Genomic DNA, 23275 nt, shown 5'->3' on the forward strand with positions numbered 1-23275 from the left:
CGCACGTTATCCCGCCACGCTGCGCATAATTTTTTATTCAGATGAGTGGATTATGAAACGAGAACTGGCCATCGAATTTTCGCGCGTCACCGAAGCCGCCGCGCTGGCAGGCTATAAATGGTTAGGCCGTGGTGATAAAAACACCGCCGACGGCGCCGCCGTCAACGCCATGCGCATTATGCTCAACCTGATCAATATCGACGGTACTATCGTGATTGGCGAAGGCGAAATCGACGAAGCGCCGATGCTGTATATAGGCGAACGCGTCGGTACCGGCAACGGTGATGCGGTAGACATCGCCGTCGATCCCATTGAAGGCACCCGCATGACGGCGATGGGCCAGGCCAACGCGCTGGCGGTGATGGCGGTAGGCGATAAAGGCTGTTTCCTGAACGCGCCGGATATGTACATGGAAAAGCTGATTGTCGGTCCGGGCGCGAAAGGCACCATCGATCTGAACCTGCCGCTGGCGGAAAACTTGCAAAACATCGCCCGCGCGCTGAATAAGCCGCTAAGTGAATTAACCGTTACCATCTTAGCCAAGCCGCGCCATGACGAGGTCATCGTTGAGCTGCAAAAACTGGGCGTGCGCGTATTCGCTATTCCCGATGGCGACGTTGCCGCCTCTATTCTGACCTGCATGCCGGATAGCGAAGTTGACGTTATGTACGGTATCGGCGGTGCCCCGGAAGGGGTCGTTTCAGCGGCGGTGATCCGCGCGCTGGACGGCGATATGCACGGTCGTCTGCTGGCGCGCCACCACGTTAAGGGCGACAGTGAAGAGAACCGCCGCATCGGCGAGAACGAGCTGGCACGCTGTCAGGCCATGGGCATCGAAGCAGGCAAAGTGCTGCGTCTGGACGATATGGCGCGCAGCGACAACGTCGTTTTCTCGGCGACGGGCATCACCAAAGGCGATCTGCTGGACGGTATTACCCGTAAAGGTAATATGGCCACCACCGAAACCCTACTGATCCGCGGTAAATCCCGCACTATCCGCCGAATTCAGTCGATTCATTATCTCGATCGCAAAGACCCGGATATCCAGCTACACATCCTGTAAAACATTTGATCAATAGAGCTTTCCAGCCTTTTCGGGCTGGAATTCTGCTCTCGTCGCGGTGAAGATACGCTAACAGGATTGAGAGGAGAGACGCTATGGCAAACTGGGTTACAGGCAAAGTCGTAAAAGTTCAAAACTGGACGGATGCACTGTTTAGCCTCATCGTTCACGCACCGGTTGAACCGTTTACCGCAGGGCAGTTTGCCAAACTGGGGCTGGATGTCGACGGTGAACGCGTGCAGCGCGCCTATTCCTACGTCAATGCTCCCAGTAATCCCGATCTTGAGTTCTACCTGGTGACGGTTCCGGAAGGCAAACTTAGCCCACGGCTGGCGGCGCTGAAGCCGGGCGATGAAGTGCAGGTGGTCAGCGAAGCGGCCGGCTTCTTCGTGCTCGAAGAGGTGCCGGATTGCGACACCCTGTGGATGCTCGCCACCGGCACGGCGATTGGCCCGTATCTGTCAATTCTCGAAGAAGGGAAGGACCTGGATCGTTTTAAAAATCTCGTACTGGTGCACGCCGCGCGCTATGCCGCGGATCTCAGCTATCTGCCGCAGATGCAGGCGCTGGAAGCTCGCTATGCGGGCAAGCTGCGCATCCAGTCGGTCGTCAGTCGGGAAACCGCGCCGGGCATGCTCACGGGACGTATCCCGTTCCTGATTGAAACCGGCGCGCTGGAAGAGGCCGTTGGCCTGCCAATGAACGCCGAGAGTAGCCACGTCATGCTGTGCGGAAACCCGCAGATGGTGCGCGACACTCAGCAGCTGCTGAAAGAGACCCGGCAGATGAGCAAGCATCTGCGCCGCCGACCGGGTCATATGACCGCCGAACACTACTGGTAATCAGGGCTCCGCTTTCCAGCGCACGTCCAGCGTCTCTTTGCCAAACTTATTTGCTCCCTGGGTACCGACAAACGCCCCCAGGTCGATAAGCATCATCACGATAATCAGCGTCGGTATAAACCGCCCGACGCCCCACTGCCAGACGCCCGGCAGCATCGACCAGTTACCCGCCAGCAGCATCCACGCCAGAATCATCAGCAGCGCCCAGAGGCCGGATTTCCCCCGGTCGTGCAGACGTTTAATGGTCACCGCCGCCGTCGGCCACAGCAGGCATACCAGAATAAACGCCGCGGTCTGTAAGTTGAGTAGGTTGCTGCCAGCCAGCGTGAACAGCGCGCTCATGGTCGCAATCCAGATAGCAATCCAGATCCAGAAGTCGCGACGTCCAATCCGCCCTTTAATTGAGAATAGCCACTGCTGTAGGGTCATGTTTTATTCCTTATCATCATCACCGACGTAGTTTACCCTGAAGGCGTGACTTTTTGACAAGCGTGACGGTTCTCGTTTTAATCGTCGGCAGACAAAAAAAGGAAAGATGGGCATGAAGAAGTGGGCAACTTTATATTTAATTGGGCTGACGGCGCTATCCGTCGGCCAAAATGCGTTGTCCGCCGAGCCTGACTCCGCCGCTACGGCGCCCTATCTTCTCTCCGGCGCGCCGGTGTTTGATATCTCCATCAGCGCGTTTCGGGAAAAATTCAATACCGATAACCCGAAGCTTTTGCTCAATGAGTTTCGCGCCGTCACCTCCAGTAAAGACCAGGCGAATTTGACCCGCGCCGCCACCAGGATCAACGACAATCTTTATGCCTCGACCGCGCTTGAGCGCGGTACGCTTAAAATTAAATCGATGCAGATAACCTGGCTGCCGATTCAGGGGCCGCAGCAGAAAGCGGCGAAAGCCCGGGCCCTCGAGTATATGAGCGCCGTCATGCGCGCGTTCGTGCCGACGCTCAGCCAGGCACAGAGCCAACAGAAGCTACAAAAGCTGCTGGCCGCCGGAAAAGGCAAACGGTACTTTTCGGAAACCGAAGGCGCGGTACGCTATGTGGTGGCGGACAACAGCGAAAAGGGGCTGACCTTCGCTGTTGAACCGATTAAGCTGGCGCTATCTGAAACGCTGGAAAACAACAATAAATGACAAAAAGCAAAGCCTTTCCAGTGATGAATCTCTATACTATTTCACAGACCATGCTGCCCGCGGGGGCGGCTATATTCCTTAATTCGCTTTAAAGCGTGGAGAATAAAAATGCGACATCCTTTAGTGATGGGTAACTGGAAACTGAACGGCAGCCGCCACATGGTAAACGAACTGGTCGCGAACCTGCGTACCGAACTGGCAGGCGTTACCGGCTGTGCAGTTGCCATTGCTCCGCCTGAGATGTACATCGACCTGGCTAAACAAGCCGCTGCCGGCAGCCACATTCACCTGGGCGCGCAGAACGTTGATCTGAACCTGTCCGGCGCATTCACCGGCGAAACCTCTGCCGAAATGCTGAAAGACATCGGCGCTGAATACATCATCATCGGCCACTCCGAGCGTCGTACCTACCACAAAGAGTCCGACGAGTTTATCGCTAAGAAATTCGCGGTACTGAAAGAGCAGGGCCTGATCCCGGTACTGTGCATCGGTGAAACCGAAGCGGAAAACGAAGCGGGCAAAACCGAAGAAGTGTGCGCACGTCAGATCGACGCCGTTCTGAAAACCCAGGGCGCGGCGGCGTTCGAAGGCGCGGTTATCGCTTACGAACCGGTATGGGCGATCGGTACCGGCAAATCCGCTACCCCGGCTCAGGCTCAGGCAGTACACAAATTCATCCGCGATCACATTGCGAAAGCCGATGCGAAAGTGGCTGAACAAGTCATTATCCAGTACGGCGGTTCCGTTAACGCGGGCAACGCAGCAGAACTGTTCACCCAGCCGGACATCGACGGCGCGCTGGTTGGCGGCGCATCCCTGAAAGCGGACGCTTTCGCGGTAATCGTTAAAGCAGCAGAAGCCGCGAAAAAAGCGTAATTCGCTTTACAGGCACTCCCCGGTCGCGCTTCGCAACCGGGGAGTGCCTGGTAGCCCGGACAGGTGCGCAGCGCCGCCTCCGGGAAAATCCCCGAACGAAACAGGCTACAGTTTGCCCAACGCCTGATACCACAGATAGTCCAGCGGCAGCAGAATTAAATAGCTCACCGCCGCCAGCGCAATACACAGCAGCATTCCCGCCCGTGCAGGTACTTTCCCTAGCCCCATCGCCACTACAATCGGTGACGCCTGATACGGCAACAGCGGCGTGGAGTATCCCAGCACCTGAATCATAATCACGCTCAGCAGCGGGAAGCCGGTCGCATCGGAGAAGCTCTGTGCGAAAGTGGTATACAGCGCCGGTACGCCGTTCGCGGTCATAATAAAGTTTAGCGCGCTGGTAATACCGGTCAGCGCGAGAAAGCTGGTAAACGGGCTCTCTTTATCCAGCGGCATAATCTGCAGCAGGGCATTCCCCACCACACCGCCGATCCCGGTCTGGGTCACGGTGATTGCCAGCCCCAAAATTCCGGCGACGTAAATACAGGTGCGGATGTTCACGCCGCTGGAAAACTCCTCGCCGCTGATAAAACCGACTCGCGGCAGCAGCGTTATCACCGCCGCCGCCAGCCCCGTCCAGGCTGGCCCTATGCCGTGCCAGCTCTCCGTCACCCAGAGCGTCAGCACCACGACCAGCAGCCAGGCAAGGCGCTTCTCATCGCGGCTCATCGGCGGCAGCGGCGACAGATCGCGCGGCGGATGCGGTTTCCCCGGGAACAGCCAGCATATCAGCACGATCAGCGCCGCCCCCTTGAGCCAGCCGAGCACCGGCGTATGCAGCAGTAAATAGGGCAGATAATTCAGATGGATACCGTACGATCCCTCCGCCGCGCCGCTCATCACCAGATTCGGGACGTTCGCCGGTAAAATAGTGGCAGACAGCTGGAAGGTACCGAACCCCACCGCCAGCGCCAGGCCAAACCAGGGGCGCGTTCCCTCTTCAATACCGGCACGCCTGGCCATTGCCGCCACAATCGGCATCAGCAGCGCGATGCGCCCCATATTGGACGGCATCACAAACGCCAGCGCATAGCTGAGCAGCACCACGCTGCCGACCATCAGCGGCCAGGAATCCGTCAGACGCGACGAAAGCGCCCGTGCCGCCCTGTCCGCCAGCCCGGTTTTGCGGATAGCGATCCCCAGCACAAAGCCGCTGAACACCAGCCAGAATGCCGACGACGCGAAGCCGCCGAAAATCACCTCCGGCGGCGCGATTTTAGCGATCATCGCTGCGGCAAAAAACAGCAGCGCGGTCATAAACTCCGGCAGGAGCGATGTCGCCCAAAGCAGGATAGTGAGGCCAACGATAATTGAAGGAAGGAACAGAGGATGGGACAACCAGAGCGACATACCTGTCTCCTGTCGGTTTTTTCAGCAAGAATACGACGGACAACAGGGCAGGTAAACGCCAGATATAGTGGGGGTTATGACAACTCTGGTGCGGGCAGATTAGTGATAATGAATTTCGCCAAAGTATTCCGACAGCACGTAATAGCGGCAATATTCGAAAGGGCTGTTATGCCCGGCCTGAAACGTCTGTCTGGCGACGGATAATAGTGGTTTATTCGCCGCAATCTGCAGCTTTTCGCACAGGTCGGCGGAAGGTAAGATCGCCTCCACCTTTTCAGTCGCCGAGTCACTGGTGACGTTTAATAGCGAATAAAGCGACGTATGCTCCAGCGCCTCTGGCGTGAGCTGCAGATTGGGAAAGAAGCTAAGATCGAGATAGATCTTTTCATGGTTAAACGGGCGATTGTTCAGGCAACGAATACGCGAGATATAGAGATAATGATGATGGGCGGGCAGGCTCAAACCATCTGCCTGAGCGTCACGTGCGCGACGCGGCGCGATCTCAAGAATACGGTTCTCTATCTCGACGCTGGCATCCTGAAGATCGCTGGTAATGCCGCGAAACGTGTGGCCGTAGCTTACTCCCTCCGGCACAGAGCACACTACCGATCCGCTTCCGCGCTGGGACGAAATAATGCCCGCATTGATTAATTCGCTCCAGGCCTGTTTAACCACGATGAGCGAGACGTTATAGGCTCTGGCAACCTCTTTTTGCGTCGGCAGCTGGCTGCCTAACGGCAAGGACCCATTCTGAATCTGCTGACAGATGATAAAAAATAGTTGCTTATAAAGCGGAGTAAAGCTCGTTTTATCAACCTGCAAACTGCGCACCTCACGTCTTCGCCAGCAGGGGACGTTTTACCGTCCCCGGCAGGGTGAATTCGCTACCCTGCGATTTGCCTGGCCAGTTGTGCCAAATCGAAATGATTCATACGATCCACGGTCGTTAAATAATCGGCGGGAAAAGCCTCCACGCCATGGAATGCGCCGGAAATCGCTCCGACCATGGTAGCGACAGTATCAGTATCATTGCCGATATTAACGCCGGAGATAATAGCATCTACGGCAGAATTCGGACAACACGCGAACAGGCCAAAGGCCGCCGGTACGGCTTCGCTGACGTGCAGCCCGGAACCAATAATATCGGCAAGTTCCACCACCGCCGTTTCCCAATGACGATGCCGTTGACCGATAGCCACGGCCAGTTCGATGCGTCGGGCAACGGATGGGCCTGCCACCATCATCGCCCCTTGATCCTGCGCCAGCAGATAGCCTCTTTGCGCGCCATAAATACCGGCGGCAATAATGGTGTCCGCATTGGTCTGCGATCGTAACGCTTCGCTGGTTGCCGCCGCCATCGCCGCTGCGCCGGACATCGCCAGCACGTTATTATGCGTAAAGCGGCAAATCTGCAGCGCGCAGTGAATCGCCGCATCAATATCTCCCGGATGCAGTACCGCCGCAGGCCAAATCTTCATGGCGGCGCCGTTGGTGGCTTCCGCGTTTCCCTTATTAATAATCTGTACCGACTGCTTTTCGCCTTCAAGATCACCCTGCAAAGAGGCGCGATGGTCATTGAATATCGCTTTCATTGCCGCACGCGTTGTCGGGCCGGTAAAGTTGGCGTAGTAAGGGTAATCCAGCCACTGCTGAAAGGCTTCGCGCATCGCCTCATCGCTGACCTGGCGCTGGTGGCGCAGCAGCGCGTCCATAATGTATTTCGCCTGAATAAAATCATCCGTGCACATACCCGCTTCGTTACAGCGACCAAACGTATCCGCTGGCGGTTTTTGAAAGGTCGTCACCCAGCCGCCGAAATAGTCCTTAATTTGCTGCTGAGTCCGTACTTCCGTCGCCGCGCCCATCGCGTCCGCGGCGGCGGCACCCACCAGGCATCCCAGTATTTTGTTTTGATCAACGTGCATGATGACTCCTTATTTCACGGTCATGGCTTGTGCCAGCGAACGGCTGGACAGAAAAGTATTGAGCTGGTCGGGAAACGGCAGAGCAGTCATTGCCCCTTTTGCCGTCACCGCCATCGCTCCGCAGGCGTTGGCATTGCTGATCGCCTCCGCCAGCAGGGCATGATTCCAGTGGTTTTCGCGGGAAAGCGTGAACAGCAGGCCGCCAACAAAGGCATCACCGGCTCCGGTGGTATCGACGACCTCCACGCGCGGGGCAGGAAAAAGGAACTCTCCCTCGGCGGTGATGAGCAACGCCCCTTCGGCCCCCAACGAAATGATGGTGGTCTCGCAGCCCAGATCGCGCATGTAATACCGCGCATCCTGCCAATGGCTGGCGCCGCTCAGCTGACACAGCTCATCTGCCGAGACTTTGCAGATAGACGCCAGCGCAGCGGAGCGGGCGATCAGGTCAGGGATCTCAGCGGCATTGCGCCACATCTTGCTGCGCAAGTTGACATCAAACAGAACGTAGCCGCCGGCCTCCCGCATTCTTCGCGCGCCCTCAAGGCATGCCTCGCGAGCGGGGCTGTCGGTGAGACCAATGGAGCTAAAGTAAAACCATTCGTATTTTCTGAACGTCGGCAGATCCTGAGGTGAAACGAAGGTATCAGCCCCCGGATGTACCAGATAGGTAAAGCTGCGCTCGCCGTCAGCCGTCAGATTGACAATCAGTACCGCGCTGGTCAGGCTCGCATCCAGCCGCAGCGAAGAGACATCGACGCCGTTATCCTGAAAAACCTGGCGCAGGAAATGCCCGGCGTCATCGTCGCCAAGGCAGCCGATAAAACCGCACGTTCCGCCCAGCCTGGCAACGCAGACCCCCACGTTCGCCGAAGCGCCTCCGGGACATTTCAGGTAGCTGTTCTGTTTTTCCGGTACCAGGTCTACGGAGGCGTCGCCGATCGCCCAAACCTTATTCATGGCATTCATTTACGCCTCCTTATGCCTGTTTTTGCGCAAGGGCTAGCTGAATATCACGATAATATTCGTTATTAATCAGATACTTTTTCATAAGTAGCCCAACCGCAAGATGGAAAAGGGCCGGAATGAGCGTCATCATCAGCGCAATACCGGTGAGCGAACGCGCGCTCTGTTCAACGTCGGCCTGATAGCCAAAGTGGCTCAGCAGAAATCCCAGTACGCCCCCCGCGATCCCCATACCAAACTTCTGGAAGAAGAGAATGCCGCCAAACGCGAGGCCGGATACCCGCAGCCCGGTTTTCTTTTCGCCATAATCCACCGCTTCGGCGATAGAGGACCAGAACACCGGCATTTGCATATCGCAGAAGAAATTAATAAGAAAATAGAACGTAAATGCCAGGATAAGATTTTCACGCCCAACGAAGAAATACATCAGCGCGCTTAGTACAAAGGTAATAATCTGGGTGTAGCGGAACATCTTAATTTTATCCCAGAATTTAGTTATCCAGGTGGTGGCGATCATCGCCAGAATAGAGGCGACAACACCGGTAGTCAGAAAAGGTGAAATCAGGCTATCGCCGCCATTAAGATAATACTTGGCATAATAGGCCGCGACGGAACCGCGAATAACGTAACCACACATCAGCAATAAAATAACAACCCCAAGAATAATCCACTGATCGTTACGTAACAGATACTTAAACTGCTTCCCTACCGATAGCGAAGTAATTTCCGGCTCGCTACGTTCACGAGTGGTGAGAAAACAGAAGATAAACAGCAGGGCCCCCATCGCGCCCATTAGCCCCATAGAAAACTGGTAACCCAGGGCCTTGTTGCCCTGCCCAAGCCAGACGGCAAGCATCGGGACGACAATAGTCACCAGAAAAGCGGCAATTTTGGTCATCACAAAGCGATAGCCGTTTGCGCTTAGCCGTTCCACGGGATCGCTGGTAATCACGCCAATCATCGAGATATAGGGAATAGTGATAGCGGTATAGACCAGGGTCATCAGAATATAGGTGCCATAGGCCCACGCCAGCTTAGCCATATAAACCATATCAGGCGTGATAAACATTAAATAAACGGCGAAGCCAAAAGGGATGGCAAACCACAGCAGCCACGGGCGATAGCGTCCCCAGCGCGTATTCAGCTTATCGGTAAGAACGCCCATGGCCGGATCGATAATGGCATCGATCATCCGCACAACCACGAAAAGTACGCCAACATCAGCGGCGCTCAGGCCGTAGATATCGGTATAAAAATAGGCGAGAAGCAGCTGCATGGCGATGATCACAACGTTTATCGCCATATCTCCTGCGCCGAAGCCGATTTTTTCCACGATAGAAAGTTTCATGTTGATATTCCTTTACGCTTAGCCGCGCAAATAGAGGAAACAATTAATGATGTCACTACATGAAATAAAAACGTTTTTATAAATAAGCCGCCTGTCCGACACGCAATGGAGGCTATGAAGAGAGTGTAACCATCCTCAAAAAGATATAAAGGTATACCTTTATATCTTTTGATCGGTTTCACATATTTTTATGCACCCGATCCTACCCCGGCGTTAAACCGGGATAAGAATCAAGGAGATAATGAATGGCGGGAACGTAAAGAAAATTAACGGGATGTCAGAATGGCGCAGCTATGGTCCTGAACCTCTTCTGCCGATGCGCGATTCAGCGTCAGCAGGTTACGCTCGGTTGCCAGCAGCAGCAGCGAGCCGTCGCTCTGCTTCGCCATCGCCAGCGCGAAACGGCCCATATGTTCTCGCGCTTCCGGCACCTCTTCAGCCAGCATCAGGAACGGACTGCGCTGCGCCAGTTCGGTTTCGGTTACGCGGCGCGCCAGATATTCATGGCCCATGAGCCCACCGGGCAGCGGTAACCAACGGCTGCTGATAGCGGCAGCCTGGCTATCCAGCTGATGGCGCACATCAGGTCGCAGGCAGGAGATATGAATATGGAAATGATTTTGCGTGCGTCCGCTGCGCGAGTTGATGGCCAGCGAGACCGCCTCATCCGGTACGGCAGAACCACGGTGCTGGCTCATGATTTCGCGTCCCTGCCAGGCCTGCCAGAAGAAGTTCGGCGTCAGCGGTTCAAGCAGCAGCGGGCTTTCAGTGCCGTTGATACGGTAGGTTGGCATCAGCAAATACTGCAGCGGGCCATTGCGGTCCTTAAACAGGACATAGCCGCCCTTCAGGTTCACTTCCGCGCAGGGCGCGGGATTGTGATTCTGCTGTTGATGAGGGACGCACTGTTGCAGAACAATGTGACGCAACGCGTCACGGTTGCCGGAATGAAGCCAGTAGTAGCCGCCAGCCATCGCCGCCACAACCACTACCACCAGCGCTAAAAAAAGGTGTCGTACTCTTCGCATTATTTTTTCCTGTCTCAGCCAGAAACGGAAGAGTAACGCAGTTTGATGACTAAATGAAAACGGGAGGAGGTACGGTGAGTTTTGCCGGAAGCGGTGCTTAACGCGCCTGAGCGGGCTACCAGACTACTCTGCCCCGGGTCGCGGCTTACGCCTTACCCGGGCGACAAGAGTTGTCGCCCCGCTACGCGCAGCGCGAGCGGGGATAAGGAGAGGCTATTTAACGCTGGTTGATCTGGTCAAAGGTGCCGCCGTTGGAGAAGTGCTCTTTCTGCGCTTTAGTCCAGCCGCCAAACACGTCATCGATGGTGAACAGCTTCAGTTTCGGGAACTCATCCGCGTATTTTTTCGCGATTTCTGGGTCACGCGGACGATAGAAGTTCTTCGCCGCAATCTCCTGGCCTTCCGGCGAGTAGAGATACTTCAGATACGCTTCCGCCACCTGGCGAGTGCCCTTTTTGTCGACCACTTTATCCACCACGGAAACGGTCGGCTCGGCCAGAATCGATTCGCTCGGGGTGACGATCTCGAATTTGTCTTTACCCAGTTCGTTGGTCGCCAGCAGGGCTTCGTTTTCCCAGGCAATCAGCACATCGCCGATCCCGCGTTCCACAAAGGTGTTGGTCGAACCGCGGGCGCCGGAATCCAGTACTTCGACGTTCTTAAACAGCGCTTTTACGAACTCCTGCGCCTTAGCCTGGTCACCGTTATTCTGGTGCAGGGCATAGCCCCAGGCCGCCAGATAGTTCCAGCGCGCGCCGCCGGAGCTTTTCGGGTTCGGGGTAATCACCGACACGCCCGGTTTGATCAGGTCGTTCCAGTCATGAATCTGCTTCGGGTTACCTTTACGTACGAGGAACACGATGGTTGAGGTATACGGCGCGGAGTTATCCGGCAGACGCTTTAGCCAGTTTTTGTCGATTCGTCCACGCTCGGCGATCGCATCGACGTCATAGGCCAGCGCAAGGGTCACCACATCGGCTTCAATGCCGTTGATCACCGAGGTCGCCTGTTTGCCGGAGCCGCCGTGTGACTGACGAATCACCACGTTGTCGCCGGTTTCTTGCTTCCAGTGCGCGCTAAAGGCTTTGTTGTACTGTTCGTACAGCTCGCGCGTCGGATCGTAAGAAACGTTTAATAGCTGAATGTCTTTTGCCAGAACGCTGGCGGATGCCAGCAACAGAGTTAACCCCACGCCCCACTTATTCATCGCACCGCTCTCTTTATGTAGTGTTGTGATGGATTAAGCGTGCCAGAAAGCAGACTGATGATTAAAGAATAAAAAAAGATTGGCTATAACTTGTGAGTATATAGAGCGAGGTGAGTTTGCCTCCTCCCGAACGGGAGGAGGCGGGAAGCATCAGACTTCTTCCATACGGCCCAGCAGCGCCTGCAGACGATCCTGCCAGCCCTGCTGCTGTTCTTTAAGCTGACCGTTTTCACGCTCAAGCTCTTCACGGCTATGCTGGGCGCTCTGTACTTCCTGCGCCAGCGTATTGTTCTTTTCTTTCAGCTCTTCGATTTCCATCTGTAACAGAGTGATGGTATCAATCGCCTGCTGAACTTTAGATTCTAATTTCTCAAACACTTCTAATGACATCGTCATACCTCTCCTGAACTTGCAAGGCGTTGATAGAAACCGTCCGTTTCGTATACGCGTTGACGCCTTAACGAAAATTAGCGCACTACAGTGGTGATGTAGTCGATTGTATGAAGCCCCGCCGCCCCTGTCCAGCGACAACCCGCGTAGATTGCGGTTTGCAACACTTTTCAGTCTTTACCTGGTCCGTTCGCCGCTTTTACCCGGTACTTTTTCGTAATTGTTAATCACCTCGTTAAAAAAATGAGCGGTGAAACGCTCCCGCAAATGACCGAACACGCGTTTATGGCGCGAAAACGCTCATTTTCTTGACGAGGCACACACATTTGAATTTCGATATTTCTCGTTTTTGTTCGTTAACGATAAATTAACACTATGCCTACATGGCAGCGTGGTCGCCTGCGACCTTCACACATACAATAATCATCACTTCGCTTCAGGATTCGATTATGAGCCAAACATCAACACTAAAAGGCCAGTGCATCGCAGAGTTCCTCGGTACCGGGTTGTTGATCTTTTTCGGCGTTGGGTGCGTCGCTGCGCTTAAGGTCGCGGGAGCCAGCTTCGGTCAGTGGGAAATCAGCATCATCTGGGGTCTGGGCGTCGCCATGGCGATTTACCTGACCGCAGGGGTTTCCGGTGCGCACCTTAACCCGGCGGTGACCATCGCGCTGTGGCTGTTCGCCTGCTTTGACGGTCGTAAAGTTGTTCCTTTTATCATTGCGCAATTCGCTGGCGCCTTTTGCGCTGCGGCTTTAGTTTACGGGCTTTATTACAATCTTTTCTTCGATTTCGAACATACCCACAATATGGTGCGCGGTAGCGTCGAAAGTCTTGAGCTGGCGGGTATTTTCTCTACCTATCCAAACCCGCATATCAATTTTGTGCAGGCCTTCGCGGTAGAAATGGTGATTACCGCTATCCTGATGGGCGTCATTCTGGCGCTGACCGATGATGGCAACGGCGTGCCGCGCGGCCCGCTGGCGCCGCTGCTGATTGGTCTGCTGATCGCCGTCATTGGCGCATCCATGGGCCCGCTGACCGGCTTCGCCATGAACCCGGCGCGTGATATCGGACCGAAAGCCTTCGCCTGGCTGGCAGGCTGGGGCAACGTCGCTTTCACCGGCGGCAAAGATATTCCTTATTTCCTGGTGCCGCTGTGTGCGCCAATCGTCGGTGCTGCGCTGGGCGCATTCTGCTACCGCAAGCTGATTGGCCGCCACCTGCCTTGCGACACCTGCGTCGTTGAAGAGAAAGAAGCCGCATCTCCCTCTACGACACAACACAAAGCTTCGCTGTAATCTGACTACGGGACTCATACTATGACCGACAAAAAATATATCGTAGCGCTCGACCAGGGCACCACCAGCTCCCGCGCCGTGGTAATGGATCACGATGCCAATATCGTCAGCGTCTCTCAGCGAGAATTCGAACAAATTTATCCGCGTCCAGGCTGGGTTGAGCACGACCCGATGGAAATCTGGGCATCGCAAAGCTCTACGCTGGTTGAAGTGCTGGCAAAGGCCGATATCAGTTCCGATGAAATCGCCGCGATCGGCATTACCAACCAGCGTGAAACCGCCATCGTGTGGGAGCGCGAAACCGGTAAGCCGATTTATAACGCCATCGTCTGGCAGTGCCGCCGTACCGCCGAGATCTGCGAACAGCTCAAGCGCGACGGCATGGAAGAGTACATCCGTAAGGCAACTGGCCTGGTGGTTGACCCCTACTTCTCCGGAACCAAAGTGAAGTGGATCCTTGACCACGTCGAAGGTGCGCGCGAGCGCGCAAAACGCGGCGAGCTGCTGTTCGGCACCGTAGACACCTGGCTTATCTGGAAAATGACCCAGGGACGCGTTCACGTTACCGACTACACCAACGCCTCGCGTACCATGCTGTTCAATATCCACGAACTGGACTGGGACGACAAAATGCTCGACGCGCTGGATATTCCGCGCGCCATGCTGCCGGAAGTGCGCAAATCTTCCGAAGTGTACGGCCAGACCAACATCGGCGGTAAGGGCGGCACGCGTATTCCGATCGCCGGCATCGCGGGCGACCAGCAGGCGGCGCTATTCGGCCAGCTGTGCGTTAAAGAGGGGATGGCGAAAAACACCTACGGCACCGGCTGCTTTATGCTGATGAATACCGGCGAGAAAGCGGTGGCATCAACGCACGGCCTGCTGACGACTATCGCCTGCGGCCCGCGCGGTGAAGTGAACTATGCGCTGGAAGGCGCGGTATTTATGGCGGGCGCCTCCATTCAGTGGCTGCGCGATGAGATGAAGCTGATTAGCGACGCGTTCGATTCCGAATATTTCGCCACCAAAGTGAAGGATACCAACGGCGTGTACGTGGTTCCGGCGTTTACCGGGCTTGGCGCGCCTTACTGGGACCCATATGCCCGCGGGGCGATCTTCGGCCTGACCCGCGGCGTCAATTCCAACCATATTATTCGCGCCACGCTGGAATCGATCGCCTATCAGACCCGCGACGTGCTGGAAGCGATGCAGGCTGACTCCGGGATCCGTCTGCACGCCCTGCGCGTTGACGGCGGCGCGGTCGCCAACAACTTCCTGATGCAGTTCCAGTCCGATATTCTCGGTACCCGCGTAGAACGCCCGGAAGTCCGCGAAGTCACGGCGCTGGGCGCAGCTTATCTGGCCGGTCTGGCGGTGGGCTTCTGGCAGAATCTGGATGAGCTGCAGGAGAAAGCCGTTATCGAGCGCGAGTTCCGTCCGGGAATTGAAACCACCGAGCGTAACTATCGCTACAGCGGCTGGAAGAAGGCGGTAAAACGCGCGCTGGCGTGGGAAGAGCACGACGAAGCGTAAGATTGTTGAGGTATTCCCGGCTGGCGGCGTAAACGCCTTAGCCGGGATACAATCCGCAGACCGCACACCCCGTAGCCCGGCTAAGCGCAGCGCGAGCCGGGGAGAAACCGCGCCAACGCATAAATCCCGGGGTATCCCCGGGTTGCGGCGTAAACGCCTTAGGCGGGCTACACAGCCCGCAGACCGCATAATCCCGTAGCGCACCGCCTCCGGGTTTTTATCAGCCAAATACCGGCAGCAGCAGATAGAGCTTAATCACCAGCGCGTTAACGATATCGATAAAGAACGCCCCCACCATCGGCACCACCAGAAACGCCATATGCGACGGACCGAAACGATCGGTAATCGCCTGCATATTGGCAATCGCCGTCGGCGTCGCGCCGAGGCCGAAACCACAGTGGCCGGCGGCCAGCACCGCGGCATCGTAGTTTTTACCCATCATTCGATAGGTCACAAACACCGCATACAGCGCCATTGCTATCGTCTGCACCGCCAGAATGGCAATCATCGGCAGCGCCAGCGACGCCAGCTCCCATAGCTTCAGGCTCATCAGGGCCATCGCCAGGAATAGCGACAGGCTGACGTTACCCAGCACCGACACCGCGCGGTCGAATACGCGGTACAGGCCAAGTGCTGACAGGCTATTGCTGAGGATAACGCCGATAAACAGCACGCAAACGAAGGTAGGCAGTTCGAATACGGTCCCCGCCAACAGTTGCGCAACGATCTTGCCTACCGTCAAACAGATGGCGATCAGCGCGATGCTCTCAATCAGCACCAGCGACGTGATCATGCGCCCCATATCCGGCTTTTCAAACGCGGTCGGCGCGAGCTGATCGTCCGGCGTGCCGTCCGGTGATGAAGAGTGTTTGACCAGATAGCGCGCCACCGGCCCGCCGATCAGGCCGCCAAGAACGAGACCGAAGGTTGCGCAAGCCATAGCCACTTCGGTGGCGTTGACAAAGCCATAGCGCTCAATAAACAGTTTACTCCACGCCGCGCCGGTACCGTGGCCGCCGGAAAGGGTAATCGAACCGGCCAGCAGCCCCATCAGCGGGTCGAGGCCCAGCAGCTTCGCCATGCCGATACCGAGGGCGTTTTGCAGCAGCAGCAGCCCCACCACCACGATCAGGAATGTCCCCACCACTTTGCCGCCAGAGCGCAGGCTGGCGAGGTTGGCATTCAGGCCGATAGTGGCGAAGAAAGCCAGCATCAGCGGGTCTTTCAGGCTCATATCGAAATCAATTTCGATATCCATGCTTTTCTTTAATACCAGCAGCGCCAGAGCGACCAGCAGACCGCCCGCCACGGGCTCAGGAATAGTGTATTTCTTCAGGAAAGGGACGGTTTGAACGAGTTTTCTACCTAGTAGCAACACTAATGTTGCGGCAACGAGCGTCGATAAGGTATCGAGATGAAACATAAAAAGAGCTCCTTATAGGCGCATGATCCATTCACACGCGACGAAATTCCCGGTGTCGATTGCTTCTCATCATGAGTAATCGGGAAGGGATTTTAAGCAGAAGTACGGAAAAAAGGACAGGAAAAGATATTTTGTAGGGATAATGATGCGATCAAGCATACAAAATGTTAATAAATATTTGACACCTATTCCCTGCATAAATATTTGCCGCTAAAGAGTGGCAAACGTTTGCTTTTGGTCTACAGTCCGATAAAATCCCCGCTTTGCCACCTTTGGGATTGTTGTGATGTCCGTTAACACCGCAGAATCAGAAAATGCGCAACCGGTTGCGCATAAGCAAACCAGCGAATTAATCTACCGCCTTGAAGACCGCCCGCCGCTACCGCAAACGCTGTTCGCCGCGTTCCAGCACCTGCTGGCGATGTTTGTCGCGGTTATCACTCCGGCGCTGTTAATTTGTCAGGCTCTGGGCCTCCCGGCTCAGGATACACAACACATCATCAGCATGTCCCTGTTCGCCTCCGGCGTGGCATCCATCATTCAAATTAAAGCCTGGGGCCCGGTGGGTTCTGGTCTGCTTTCGATTCAGGGCACCAGCTTTAACTTCGTCGCTCCGCTGATTATGGGCGGAACCGCGCTGAAAACCGGCGGCGCCGATGTTCCGACCATGATGGCCGCGCTGTTCGGCACCCTGATGCTGGCCAGCTGCACAGAGATGGTTCTCTCGCGCGTTCTGCATCTCGCCCGCCGCATAATCACTCCGCTGGTCTCCGGCGTGGTGGTAATGATTATCGGCCTGTCGCTGATTCAGGTTGGCCTGACCTCCATCGGCGGGGGCTATGCCGCCATGGCCGACCACACCTTCGGCGCGCCAAAAAACCTGCTGCTGGCGGGGATCGTGCTGGCGCTGATTATTATCCTTAACCGCCAGCGCAACCCGTATCTGCGCATCGCTTCGCTGGTTATCGCGATGGCGGCCGGATACCTGGCGGCATGGCTACTCGATATGCTGCCGACCAATACCGCACCGACGGAAAGCAGCCTGATTATGGTTCCCACGCCGCTGTACTACGGACTGGGCATCGACTGGAATCTGCTGCTGCCGCTGATGCTGGTGTTTATGATTACCTCGCTGGAAACCATCGGCGATATCACCGCCACCTCTGACGTTTCCGAGCAGCCGGTTTCCGGCCCGCTATATATGAAGCGTCTGAAGGGCGGCGTGCTGGCCAACGGTCTGAACTCGTTTGTTTCGGCAGTATTCAACACCTTCCCGAACTCCTGCTTTGGCCAGAACAACGGCGTGATTCAGTTGACCGGCGTCGCCAGCCGCTATGTTGGTTTTGTGGTCGCGCTGATGCTGATCGTGCTCGGCCTGTTCCCGGCGGTGAGCGGCTTCGTGCAGCATATTCCTGAGCCGGTGCTCGGCGGCGCAACGCTGGTGATGTTCGGCACCATTGCCGCCTCCGGCGTGCGTATCGTCTCCCGCGAGCCGCTGAACCGCCGCGCGATCCTGATTATCGCCCTGTCGCTGGCCGTCGGCCTTGGCGTTTCCCAGCAGCCGCTGATCCTGCAGTTCGCCCCTGACTGGCTGAAGAATCTGCTCTCCTCCGGTATCGCCGCCGGCGGTATCACGGCGATTGTTCTGAATCTGATTTTCCCGCCAGAGAAAAACTGATCCTCTCTGATGCTCCGGCCGCGCAACGTCGGCCGGAGCGCAAACATCATCAACCTCACATCATCTCATTACACAATTCCTGTCTTGAGGATTGCGCATAATTCGGGCATAACAGCCTTATGTGTCTCGCTCAGGATCGAAGATCATGAAATTTCTCAGAAAGCTGATTCTCTGGCTGCTGATTGCTCTGCTGGTGGTGATTATTGCCGCTTATTTCCTGCTGCAAACCCAGTGGGGAGGGCGTCAGGCCAGCGCCTGGCTAAGCGACGGTACCGGCTGGAAGGTCTCTTTCAACAAAATGGACCATAATTTCTCTTCGCCACTGCACCTGCAGCTGCAAAACGTCACCCTCGGTCGCGACGGCAAACCCGCCACGCTGGTGGCGCAAACCGTGGATATCGGATTTAGCAGCCGCCAGTTTAGCGACCCGCTGCATGCTGACGAAATCATTCTCAGCGACGGTACGCTAAACTTCTCCCCTTCTTCCGCAGCGCTGCCGTTCGCCGCCGATCGTCTCCGGTTGCGCAATATGGCGTTCAACAGCCCGGAGAGCGACTGGGATCTGAGCGCGCAGCGCGTCACCGGCGGCGTCAGCCCGTGGGCGCCGGAAGCGGGTAATGTGCTGGGCAAGAAAACGCAAATTCAGATGAGCGCCGGGTCGATGACGCTCAACGGTATTGAAGCCAGCAACGTGCTGATTCAGGGGAATATCGATAACGGCGAAGTGACGCTCTCGACCCTCGGGGCGGACGTCGCTCGCGGCACGCTCACCGGCACGGCAAAACGCAGCGCCGACGGCGGCTGGCAGGTCGATAATTTGCGCCTCAACGAGATCCGTCTGCAAAGCGATAAATCACTCGCCGACTTTTTCACGCCGCTGACCACCCTGCCCTCGCTGCAGATTGGCCGCCTTGACGTGACCGACGCCAGCCTGCAGGGGCCTGACTGGGCGATCGCTGGCCTCGACCTTAATCTGCGCAACCTGACCCTGAGCCGCGGCGACTGGCAAAGCCAGGATGGCACGCTGTCGATGAACGCCAACGAGTTTATTTACGGTTCGCTGCACTTCCTCGACCCAATCCTTAACGCCGGATTCTCCCCGCAGGGTATCGCGCTGCGCCAGTTCACCTCACGCTGGGAGGGCGGGATGGTGCGCACGTCCGGCAACTGGCTGCGCGCCGACCATGCCCTCGTGCTGGACGACACCGCGTTCGCCGGACTGGAATATACGCTGCCGACCAACTGGAAGCAGCTATGGATGGCGCCGCTACCCGAGTGGCTGCAAAGCCTGACGCTGAGAAAGTTCAGCGCCAGCCGCAACCTCATTATCGATGTTGAACCGGCGTTCCCGTGGCAAATCACCGCGCTCGACGGCTACGGCGGCGAGCTGCAGCTGGTGAAAAACCGCAGCTGGGGCGTGTGGAACGGTAGCGCGACGCTGAACGCCGCCGCCGCGACCTTTAATCGTATTGATGTCCGCCGCCCGTCGCTGAAGCTGAGCGCCAATGCCTCAACGGTGAACGTTAACGAGCTCAGCGCCTTTACCGAGCGTGGGATCCTGCAAGCCACCGCGGCGGTGTCGCAGCTTCCGCAGCGTCAGGTCAACCTGAGCCTGAGCGGTCGCGGCGTGCCGCTAAATATTTTGCAGGCCTGGGGCTGGCCAGCGCTGCCGATATCCGGCGATGGTAATCTCCAGCTAACGGCGACCGGCAGCGTGCTGCCAGATGCGCCGCTGAAGCCAACCGTTAATGGTCAGCTCAGCGCAGTCAATATGGAGAAACAGCAGGTAGCGCAGGTCATGCGCAACGGTGAAGTTACCAGCGCTCAGGCTCCTTCTGCTCCGATAATGTCTACCCCCTAGTTTCCCCTCACCCTAACCCTCTCCCCGCCGGGGAGAGGGAACCGCCCTCTGCACTCTTTATTTTTTATGCCCACACCGATCGACCCCCTCTCCCTTTCAGGGAGAGGTTTGGGGTGAGGGTCATATAATATCCTTAATGGTGAAACCTGTTGCCATTTAGCGGCTATTTGTACCTATTTTCCGCAACCTGTTCCTTTCAAATAGCGGACTTGCTATAACAAAAATACTGGAAGCGAAAAAAATAATTAAAGTCCCTGAACCTACAAAAATAAAGGAACGACCATGTCTGTAATACGTCAACGTATTCTGGAGAATATGCAAAAATTCTCCAGAGCAATGATCGGTGCAGTATTGTTCTTGCCGGTCATCGGCTTAATTTTGGCACTCAGCTCAGTCTTAACCAACCCAACATTAATTTCAGAGACCAGCTTTTTACACCAGCTTGGACAGCTACTCGGCGATACCTTCTGGCCTTTATTCGGCAATCTGGGATTACTCTTTTGCGTCGGCATCAGCTATGGCCTGGCAAAAGATAAAAAAACCGAAGTCGCGCTGGTTTCAGTGATGTGTTTTATTATGTTTCTTGGCGCCAACCACTCCTGGCTGGAGCATACTCACGGCCTGGCGGAAAAAATTAACGGCGAATATTACGGCACCGGGCAAACCCAACTGCTGGGCTTTGTGGTGGTCGATATGGGGGTTTTCCTCGGCATTATTCTCGGCTGCACCATCGCCTGGGTGCATAACAAAGTATCGACTATTGAGCTACCCGGCGCGCTCTCCATGTACGGCGGGGCCAAGCTGACGCTGGTGGCGATGACGCCGGTCATCATTTTCTACGCCATCGCTTTTACCTGGATCTGGCCGTTTATGACCCACGGCATCGCGGCGCTGACCGGCTTTATGAAAAACGCCGGCGTGGCGGGGGTCTTCGTTTACGGCTTCTTTGAAAAATTCCTCATCCCCACCGGCCTGCACCACTTCGTCTGGTCGCCGTTCCAGCTCACGCAAATCGGCGGCACGCTGAACGTCGACGGGCAGATAGTCTCCGGAACCCAGGCGATTTTCCTCGCCTATATGCGTCACCCGGATCTGACGCCGGTGATGAACGAGGCGCTGCGTTTCTCACAGCAGGGGATGACCACCATCTTCGGCCTGGCCGGCGCCTCGCTGGCGTTCTACCATACGGCGAAACCGGAGAAAAAAATGATGGCTAAAGCGATTCTGCTACCGGCCATTATCACCTCCATGCTCACCGGTATCACCGAGCCGATTGAGTTTACCTTTCTGTTCGTTTCCCCGCTGCTGTGGGTGATCCATGCTACCTTAACCGCAGCTTCGCAGGCGATTTGCGACATCTTTACCGTCCGTCCGTGGGGCGCCTCGGGGCTGATTGAGTTTCTGATTTACAACCTGCCGCTGCCAGTCGCCCTGACCCGCTGGCCCGGCTACGTGCTCATCGGGATCGGCCAGTTCGCCGTCTACTACGTTATCTTCCGCACGCTGGTCGTTAAGTTGAATCTCAAAACGCCGGGCCGTGAAGATGATGAAAACGTGAAGTTATATAGCAAAGCTGATTATCGTAAAAAAATGGGCGAACCGCAGTCGGTGACCAACGAGATTATTAATGGCTTAGGCGGCAAAGCGAATATTATTTCCGTCGACAACTGTTTTACCCGCCTGCGCGTCGCTATTCACAATATGGATTTAGTTGATGATGCAATATTAAAAAGCACCGGTGCAAACGGCGTAGTACGAAATCGAAATGAAGTTCAGGTTATTTACGGCGTCAAAGTGGGACAGGTCCGTTCCCGGGTTGATAGCTGGCTAGCAGAAAATTAATTAGGAGTTGTTTATGAAATTAACCGTATTAGGCGGGGGCGGCGTTCGCTCTGCATTCCTGGCAAAATCTCTGGCATATAACGCGCACCGCATTGGTTTAACGGAAGTTGTATTTCTCGACAGCTCCGCTGAGAATCTGGCAATTTTTGGCGAAATCGCCCGCTATGTGTTTAATACGATTCGCCCGGATATTCACTTCAGCGTAACCAGCGACCCGGTGCCGGCACTCAAAAATAGCCACTATGTCATCACCACCTTGCGGGTAGGCGGCGATGAGAGCCGCATTCGCGACGAGCGTATCGCCCTGCAGCACAACACCCTGGGCCAGGAGACCACCGGCGCAGGCGGTTTCGCCATGGCGATGCGTTCCATTCCGGCGATTCTTCACTACTGCCGCCTGATTGAAGAGCACGCCGCCGAAGACGCTATTCTTTTTAACTTCACTAACCCGTCAGGGCTGGTCACCGAGGCGATTATCAAATCCGGCTTTAAGCGCCGGGTGTACGGCATCTGCGACGCGCCGTCGGAGTTGATTCGCGAGCTGCCGGCAATCCTCGGCTGCGACGAGCGCGATCTCGGCGTTGAGTGCTACGGGTTGAACCACTTCTCCTGGTTTACCCACTTCACCGTAAGCGGCGAGGATGTCACCGAGCGCCTGATTACCAGTCCTGAGCTGTATCGTAAGACGGCGATGCAGTATTTTTCGCCGGAGCTGGTTCAGCTATGCGATAAGCAACTGCTTAATGAATATCTTTACTACTACTACTATCGAGAAGTGGCTTTAAAAGCGATTCAGAACGCAGCGGAAACCCGCGGCGAGCAGATTGCCCGTATCAATCACGATATGCGCGAAGAGCTGCGGACCGTGGATGTGAAAGCCAACCCGGAAGCGGCGTTTACCATCTGGATGAAGCACTATCTGCGCCGGGAAAATAGCTATATGCAGAACGAGTCGCAGCAGGAAAAATTCCATACCCGCGAGCCGTTAACCTTAAAGCAGTTTATCGAGGAGCCGGATACCGGCGGCTACGCAGGGGTGGCGCTGGATATTCTGGAGGCGGTCAACAGCACCACCACCAAGCGTATTGTGGTGTCGATGCCCAACAACGGCACGCTGGACTTCCTGCGCCAGGACGACGTGATTGAGATCAGCTGCGATCTCAGTAAAGAGGGCCTGAAGCCGGTGACGCCGAAGCATGTGCCGACAGCGCAGAAAAACATGATCGCCAGCGTAAAGGAGTATGAGCGGCTGGCGGTGGCGGCGATTCTGCAGCGGGATAAGTCACTGGCGGTACGGGCGCTGATGGCGCATCCGCTGGTCGGCTCTTATTCGCTGGCAAAAGCGCTTGTTGAAGCTTATCTCGATGATAAGCAGTTCGCCGACTGGCAATAATCCCACCCTCGTGCCACCGCACTCCTCCCGGTGGCGCTGCGCTGACCG

General features: G+C 56.0%; 20 protein-coding genes. 10 read left to right on the forward strand and 10 right to left on the reverse strand.

Features of this window, described 5'->3' with window-relative positions; genetic code table 11:
* The first annotated feature begins 52 nt into the window (after positions 1-52).
* Positions 53-1063, forward strand: a complete 1011-nt coding sequence (gene glpX / locus IAE27_RS12245) for a class II fructose-bisphosphatase (RefSeq protein ID WP_016809637.1) — start codon at positions 53-55, stop codon at positions 1061-1063.
* A 95-nt stretch (positions 1064-1158) separates the two neighbouring features.
* Positions 1159-1905, forward strand: coding sequence for a ferredoxin--NADP(+) reductase (fpr, locus tag IAE27_RS12250; RefSeq protein WP_004106932.1), 747 nt, complete (start codon positions 1159-1161; stop codon positions 1903-1905).
* Here the strand turns inward: fpr and IAE27_RS12255 are convergent, their stop codons facing one another.
* Positions 1906-2334: a DUF805 domain-containing protein gene (locus IAE27_RS12255; protein ID WP_004106933.1), complete on the reverse strand. Its 429-nt coding sequence runs from the start codon at positions 2332-2334 to the stop codon at positions 1906-1908.
* Between the two features lie 112 nt (positions 2335-2446).
* Here IAE27_RS12255 and IAE27_RS12260 point away from each other — a divergent pair, with 112 nt between their 5' ends.
* Together IAE27_RS12260 and tpiA are read left to right on the forward strand one after the other, a co-directional pair.
* Complete coding sequence (locus IAE27_RS12260) at positions 2447-3046, forward strand: DUF1454 family protein (protein ID WP_135800219.1); 600 nt, start codon at positions 2447-2449, stop codon at positions 3044-3046.
* 108 nt (positions 3047-3154) lie between these two features.
* On the forward strand, positions 3155-3922 hold the full coding sequence (gene tpiA / locus IAE27_RS12265; protein ID WP_004106939.1) for a triose-phosphate isomerase: 768 nt from the start codon (positions 3155-3157) through the stop codon (positions 3920-3922).
* A gap of 105 nt (positions 3923-4027) precedes the next feature.
* Here tpiA and IAE27_RS12270 read toward each other — a convergent pair whose 3' ends face one another.
* The 8 genes from IAE27_RS12270 to zapB all read right to left on the reverse strand — a co-directional run bounded on the left by IAE27_RS12270 (position 4028) and on the right by zapB (position 12202).
* The gene (locus tag IAE27_RS12270) at positions 4028-5332 is read right to left on the reverse strand and encodes an SLC13 family permease (protein ID WP_004116479.1); all 1305 of its coding nucleotides are present in this window, start codon (positions 5330-5332) and stop codon (positions 4028-4030) included.
* Between the two features lie 99 nt (positions 5333-5431).
* On the reverse strand, positions 5432-6154 hold the full coding sequence (locus IAE27_RS12275; RefSeq protein WP_004106944.1) for a GntR family transcriptional regulator: 723 nt from the start codon (positions 6152-6154) through the stop codon (positions 5432-5434).
* A 62-nt stretch (positions 6155-6216) separates the two neighbouring features.
* Positions 6217-7257 (reverse strand): ADP-ribosylglycohydrolase family protein, encoded by a 1041-nt coding sequence (locus tag IAE27_RS12280; RefSeq protein WP_004106952.1) that lies wholly within the window; start codon positions 7255-7257, stop codon positions 6217-6219.
* 9 nt (positions 7258-7266) lie between these two features.
* Positions 7267-8226, reverse strand: a complete 960-nt coding sequence (locus IAE27_RS12285) for an aminoimidazole riboside kinase (RefSeq protein ID WP_004106956.1) — start codon at positions 8224-8226, stop codon at positions 7267-7269.
* Positions 8227-8236: 10 nt separating this feature from the next.
* Positions 8237-9571 (reverse strand): MFS transporter, encoded by a 1335-nt coding sequence (locus IAE27_RS12290; protein WP_017145229.1) that lies wholly within the window; start codon positions 9569-9571, stop codon positions 8237-8239.
* 266 nt (positions 9572-9837) lie between these two features.
* A complete protein-coding gene (locus IAE27_RS12295; protein ID WP_070556447.1) occupies positions 9838-10599 on the reverse strand; it encodes a CDP-diacylglycerol diphosphatase in 762 nt (253 codons plus the stop codon).
* A gap of 217 nt (positions 10600-10816) precedes the next feature.
* A complete protein-coding gene (locus tag IAE27_RS12300; protein WP_004106966.1) occupies positions 10817-11806 on the reverse strand; it encodes a sulfate ABC transporter substrate-binding protein in 990 nt (329 codons plus the stop codon).
* Between the two features lie 150 nt (positions 11807-11956).
* Positions 11957-12202 carry a septal ring assembly protein ZapB gene (gene zapB / locus IAE27_RS12305; protein WP_009652751.1) on the reverse strand — a complete coding sequence of 82 codons (246 nt, stop codon included), beginning with the start codon at positions 12200-12202 and terminating at the stop codon, positions 11957-11959.
* Between the two features lie 443 nt (positions 12203-12645).
* On the opposite strand from zapB, the gene IAE27_RS12310 reads away from it, so the two are divergent.
* Positions 12646-13497 carry an MIP/aquaporin family protein gene (locus IAE27_RS12310; RefSeq protein ID WP_004106970.1) on the forward strand — a complete coding sequence of 284 codons (852 nt, stop codon included), beginning with the start codon at positions 12646-12648 and terminating at the stop codon, positions 13495-13497.
* 21 nt (positions 13498-13518) lie between these two features.
* A complete protein-coding gene (gene glpK / locus IAE27_RS12315; RefSeq protein ID WP_004106971.1) occupies positions 13519-15030 on the forward strand; it encodes a glycerol kinase GlpK in 1512 nt (503 codons plus the stop codon).
* Positions 15031-15250: 220 nt separating this feature from the next.
* Here the strand turns inward: glpK and gltS are convergent, their stop codons facing one another.
* Positions 15251-16453, reverse strand: coding sequence for a sodium/glutamate symporter (gene gltS / locus IAE27_RS12320; protein ID WP_004116504.1), 1203 nt, complete (start codon positions 16451-16453; stop codon positions 15251-15253).
* 286 nt (positions 16454-16739) lie between these two features.
* Between gltS and IAE27_RS12325 the strand changes: the two genes are divergently transcribed.
* The 4 genes from IAE27_RS12325 to IAE27_RS12340 all read left to right on the forward strand — a co-directional run bounded on the left by IAE27_RS12325 (position 16740) and on the right by IAE27_RS12340 (position 23227).
* On the forward strand, positions 16740-18131 hold the full coding sequence (locus tag IAE27_RS12325) for a nucleobase:cation symporter-2 family protein (protein ID WP_004106976.1): 1392 nt from the start codon (positions 16740-16742) through the stop codon (positions 18129-18131).
* 145 nt (positions 18132-18276) lie between these two features.
* On the forward strand, positions 18277-19992 hold the full coding sequence (locus tag IAE27_RS12330) for an AsmA family protein (protein WP_047720523.1): 1716 nt from the start codon (positions 18277-18279) through the stop codon (positions 19990-19992).
* A gap of 282 nt (positions 19993-20274) precedes the next feature.
* The gene (locus IAE27_RS12335; RefSeq protein ID WP_004106980.1) at positions 20275-21834 is read left to right on the forward strand and encodes a PTS transporter subunit EIIC; all 1560 of its coding nucleotides are present in this window, start codon (positions 20275-20277) and stop codon (positions 21832-21834) included.
* 13 nt (positions 21835-21847) lie between these two features.
* Entirely contained in the window at positions 21848-23227 is a 1380-nt protein-coding gene (locus IAE27_RS12340; RefSeq protein ID WP_024274824.1) for a glycoside hydrolase, read from the forward strand.
* Positions 23228-23275: the final 48 nt, after the last annotated feature.

The sequence above is a fragment of the Klebsiella sp. S69 genome (genome assembly GCF_016516145.1).
Classification (GTDB): Bacteria; Pseudomonadota; Gammaproteobacteria; order Enterobacterales; family Enterobacteriaceae; genus Klebsiella; species Klebsiella oxytoca.

Excerpts from the sequence above, each read along its gene's own strand:
- IAE27_RS12310 (WP_004106970.1), top strand. The coding sequence starts at position 12,646 with ATGAGCCAAACATCAACACTAAAAGGCCAGTGCATCGCAGAGTTCCTC.
- zapB (WP_009652751.1), bottom strand. The coding sequence starts at position 12,202 with ATGACGATGTCATTAGAAGTGTTTGAGAAATTAGAATCTAAAGTTCAG.
- fpr (WP_004106932.1), top strand. The coding sequence starts at position 1,159 with ATGGCAAACTGGGTTACAGGCAAAGTCGTAAAAGTTCAAAACTGGACG.
- IAE27_RS12330 (WP_047720523.1), top strand. The coding sequence starts at position 18,277 with ATGAAATTTCTCAGAAAGCTGATTCTCTGGCTGCTGATTGCTCTGCTG.
- tpiA (WP_004106939.1), top strand. The coding sequence starts at position 3,155 with ATGCGACATCCTTTAGTGATGGGTAACTGGAAACTGAACGGCAGCCGC.
- IAE27_RS12290 (WP_017145229.1), bottom strand. The coding sequence starts at position 9,571 with ATGAAACTTTCTATCGTGGAAAAAATCGGCTTCGGCGCAGGAGATATG.
- IAE27_RS12255 (WP_004106933.1), bottom strand. The coding sequence starts at position 2,334 with ATGACCCTACAGCAGTGGCTATTCTCAATTAAAGGGCGGATTGGACGT.
- IAE27_RS12285 (WP_004106956.1), bottom strand. The coding sequence starts at position 8,226 with ATGAATGCCATGAATAAGGTTTGGGCGATCGGCGACGCCTCCGTAGAC.
- IAE27_RS12280 (WP_004106952.1), bottom strand. The coding sequence starts at position 7,257 with ATGCACGTTGATCAAAACAAAATACTGGGATGCCTGGTGGGTGCCGCC.
- IAE27_RS12260 (WP_135800219.1), top strand. The coding sequence starts at position 2,447 with ATGAAGAAGTGGGCAACTTTATATTTAATTGGGCTGACGGCGCTATCC.
- glpX (WP_016809637.1), top strand. The coding sequence starts at position 53 with ATGAAACGAGAACTGGCCATCGAATTTTCGCGCGTCACCGAAGCCGCC.
- IAE27_RS12300 (WP_004106966.1), bottom strand. The coding sequence starts at position 11,806 with ATGAATAAGTGGGGCGTGGGGTTAACTCTGTTGCTGGCATCCGCCAGC.
- IAE27_RS12325 (WP_004106976.1), top strand. The coding sequence starts at position 16,740 with ATGTCCGTTAACACCGCAGAATCAGAAAATGCGCAACCGGTTGCGCAT.
- IAE27_RS12270 (WP_004116479.1), bottom strand. The coding sequence starts at position 5,332 with ATGTCGCTCTGGTTGTCCCATCCTCTGTTCCTTCCTTCAATTATCGTT.
- gltS (WP_004116504.1), bottom strand. The coding sequence starts at position 16,453 with ATGTTTCATCTCGATACCTTATCGACGCTCGTTGCCGCAACATTAGTG.
- glpK (WP_004106971.1), top strand. The coding sequence starts at position 13,519 with ATGACCGACAAAAAATATATCGTAGCGCTCGACCAGGGCACCACCAGC.
- IAE27_RS12335 (WP_004106980.1), top strand. The coding sequence starts at position 20,275 with ATGTCTGTAATACGTCAACGTATTCTGGAGAATATGCAAAAATTCTCC.
- IAE27_RS12295 (WP_070556447.1), bottom strand. The coding sequence starts at position 10,599 with ATGCGAAGAGTACGACACCTTTTTTTAGCGCTGGTGGTAGTGGTTGTG.
- IAE27_RS12340 (WP_024274824.1), top strand. The coding sequence starts at position 21,848 with ATGAAATTAACCGTATTAGGCGGGGGCGGCGTTCGCTCTGCATTCCTG.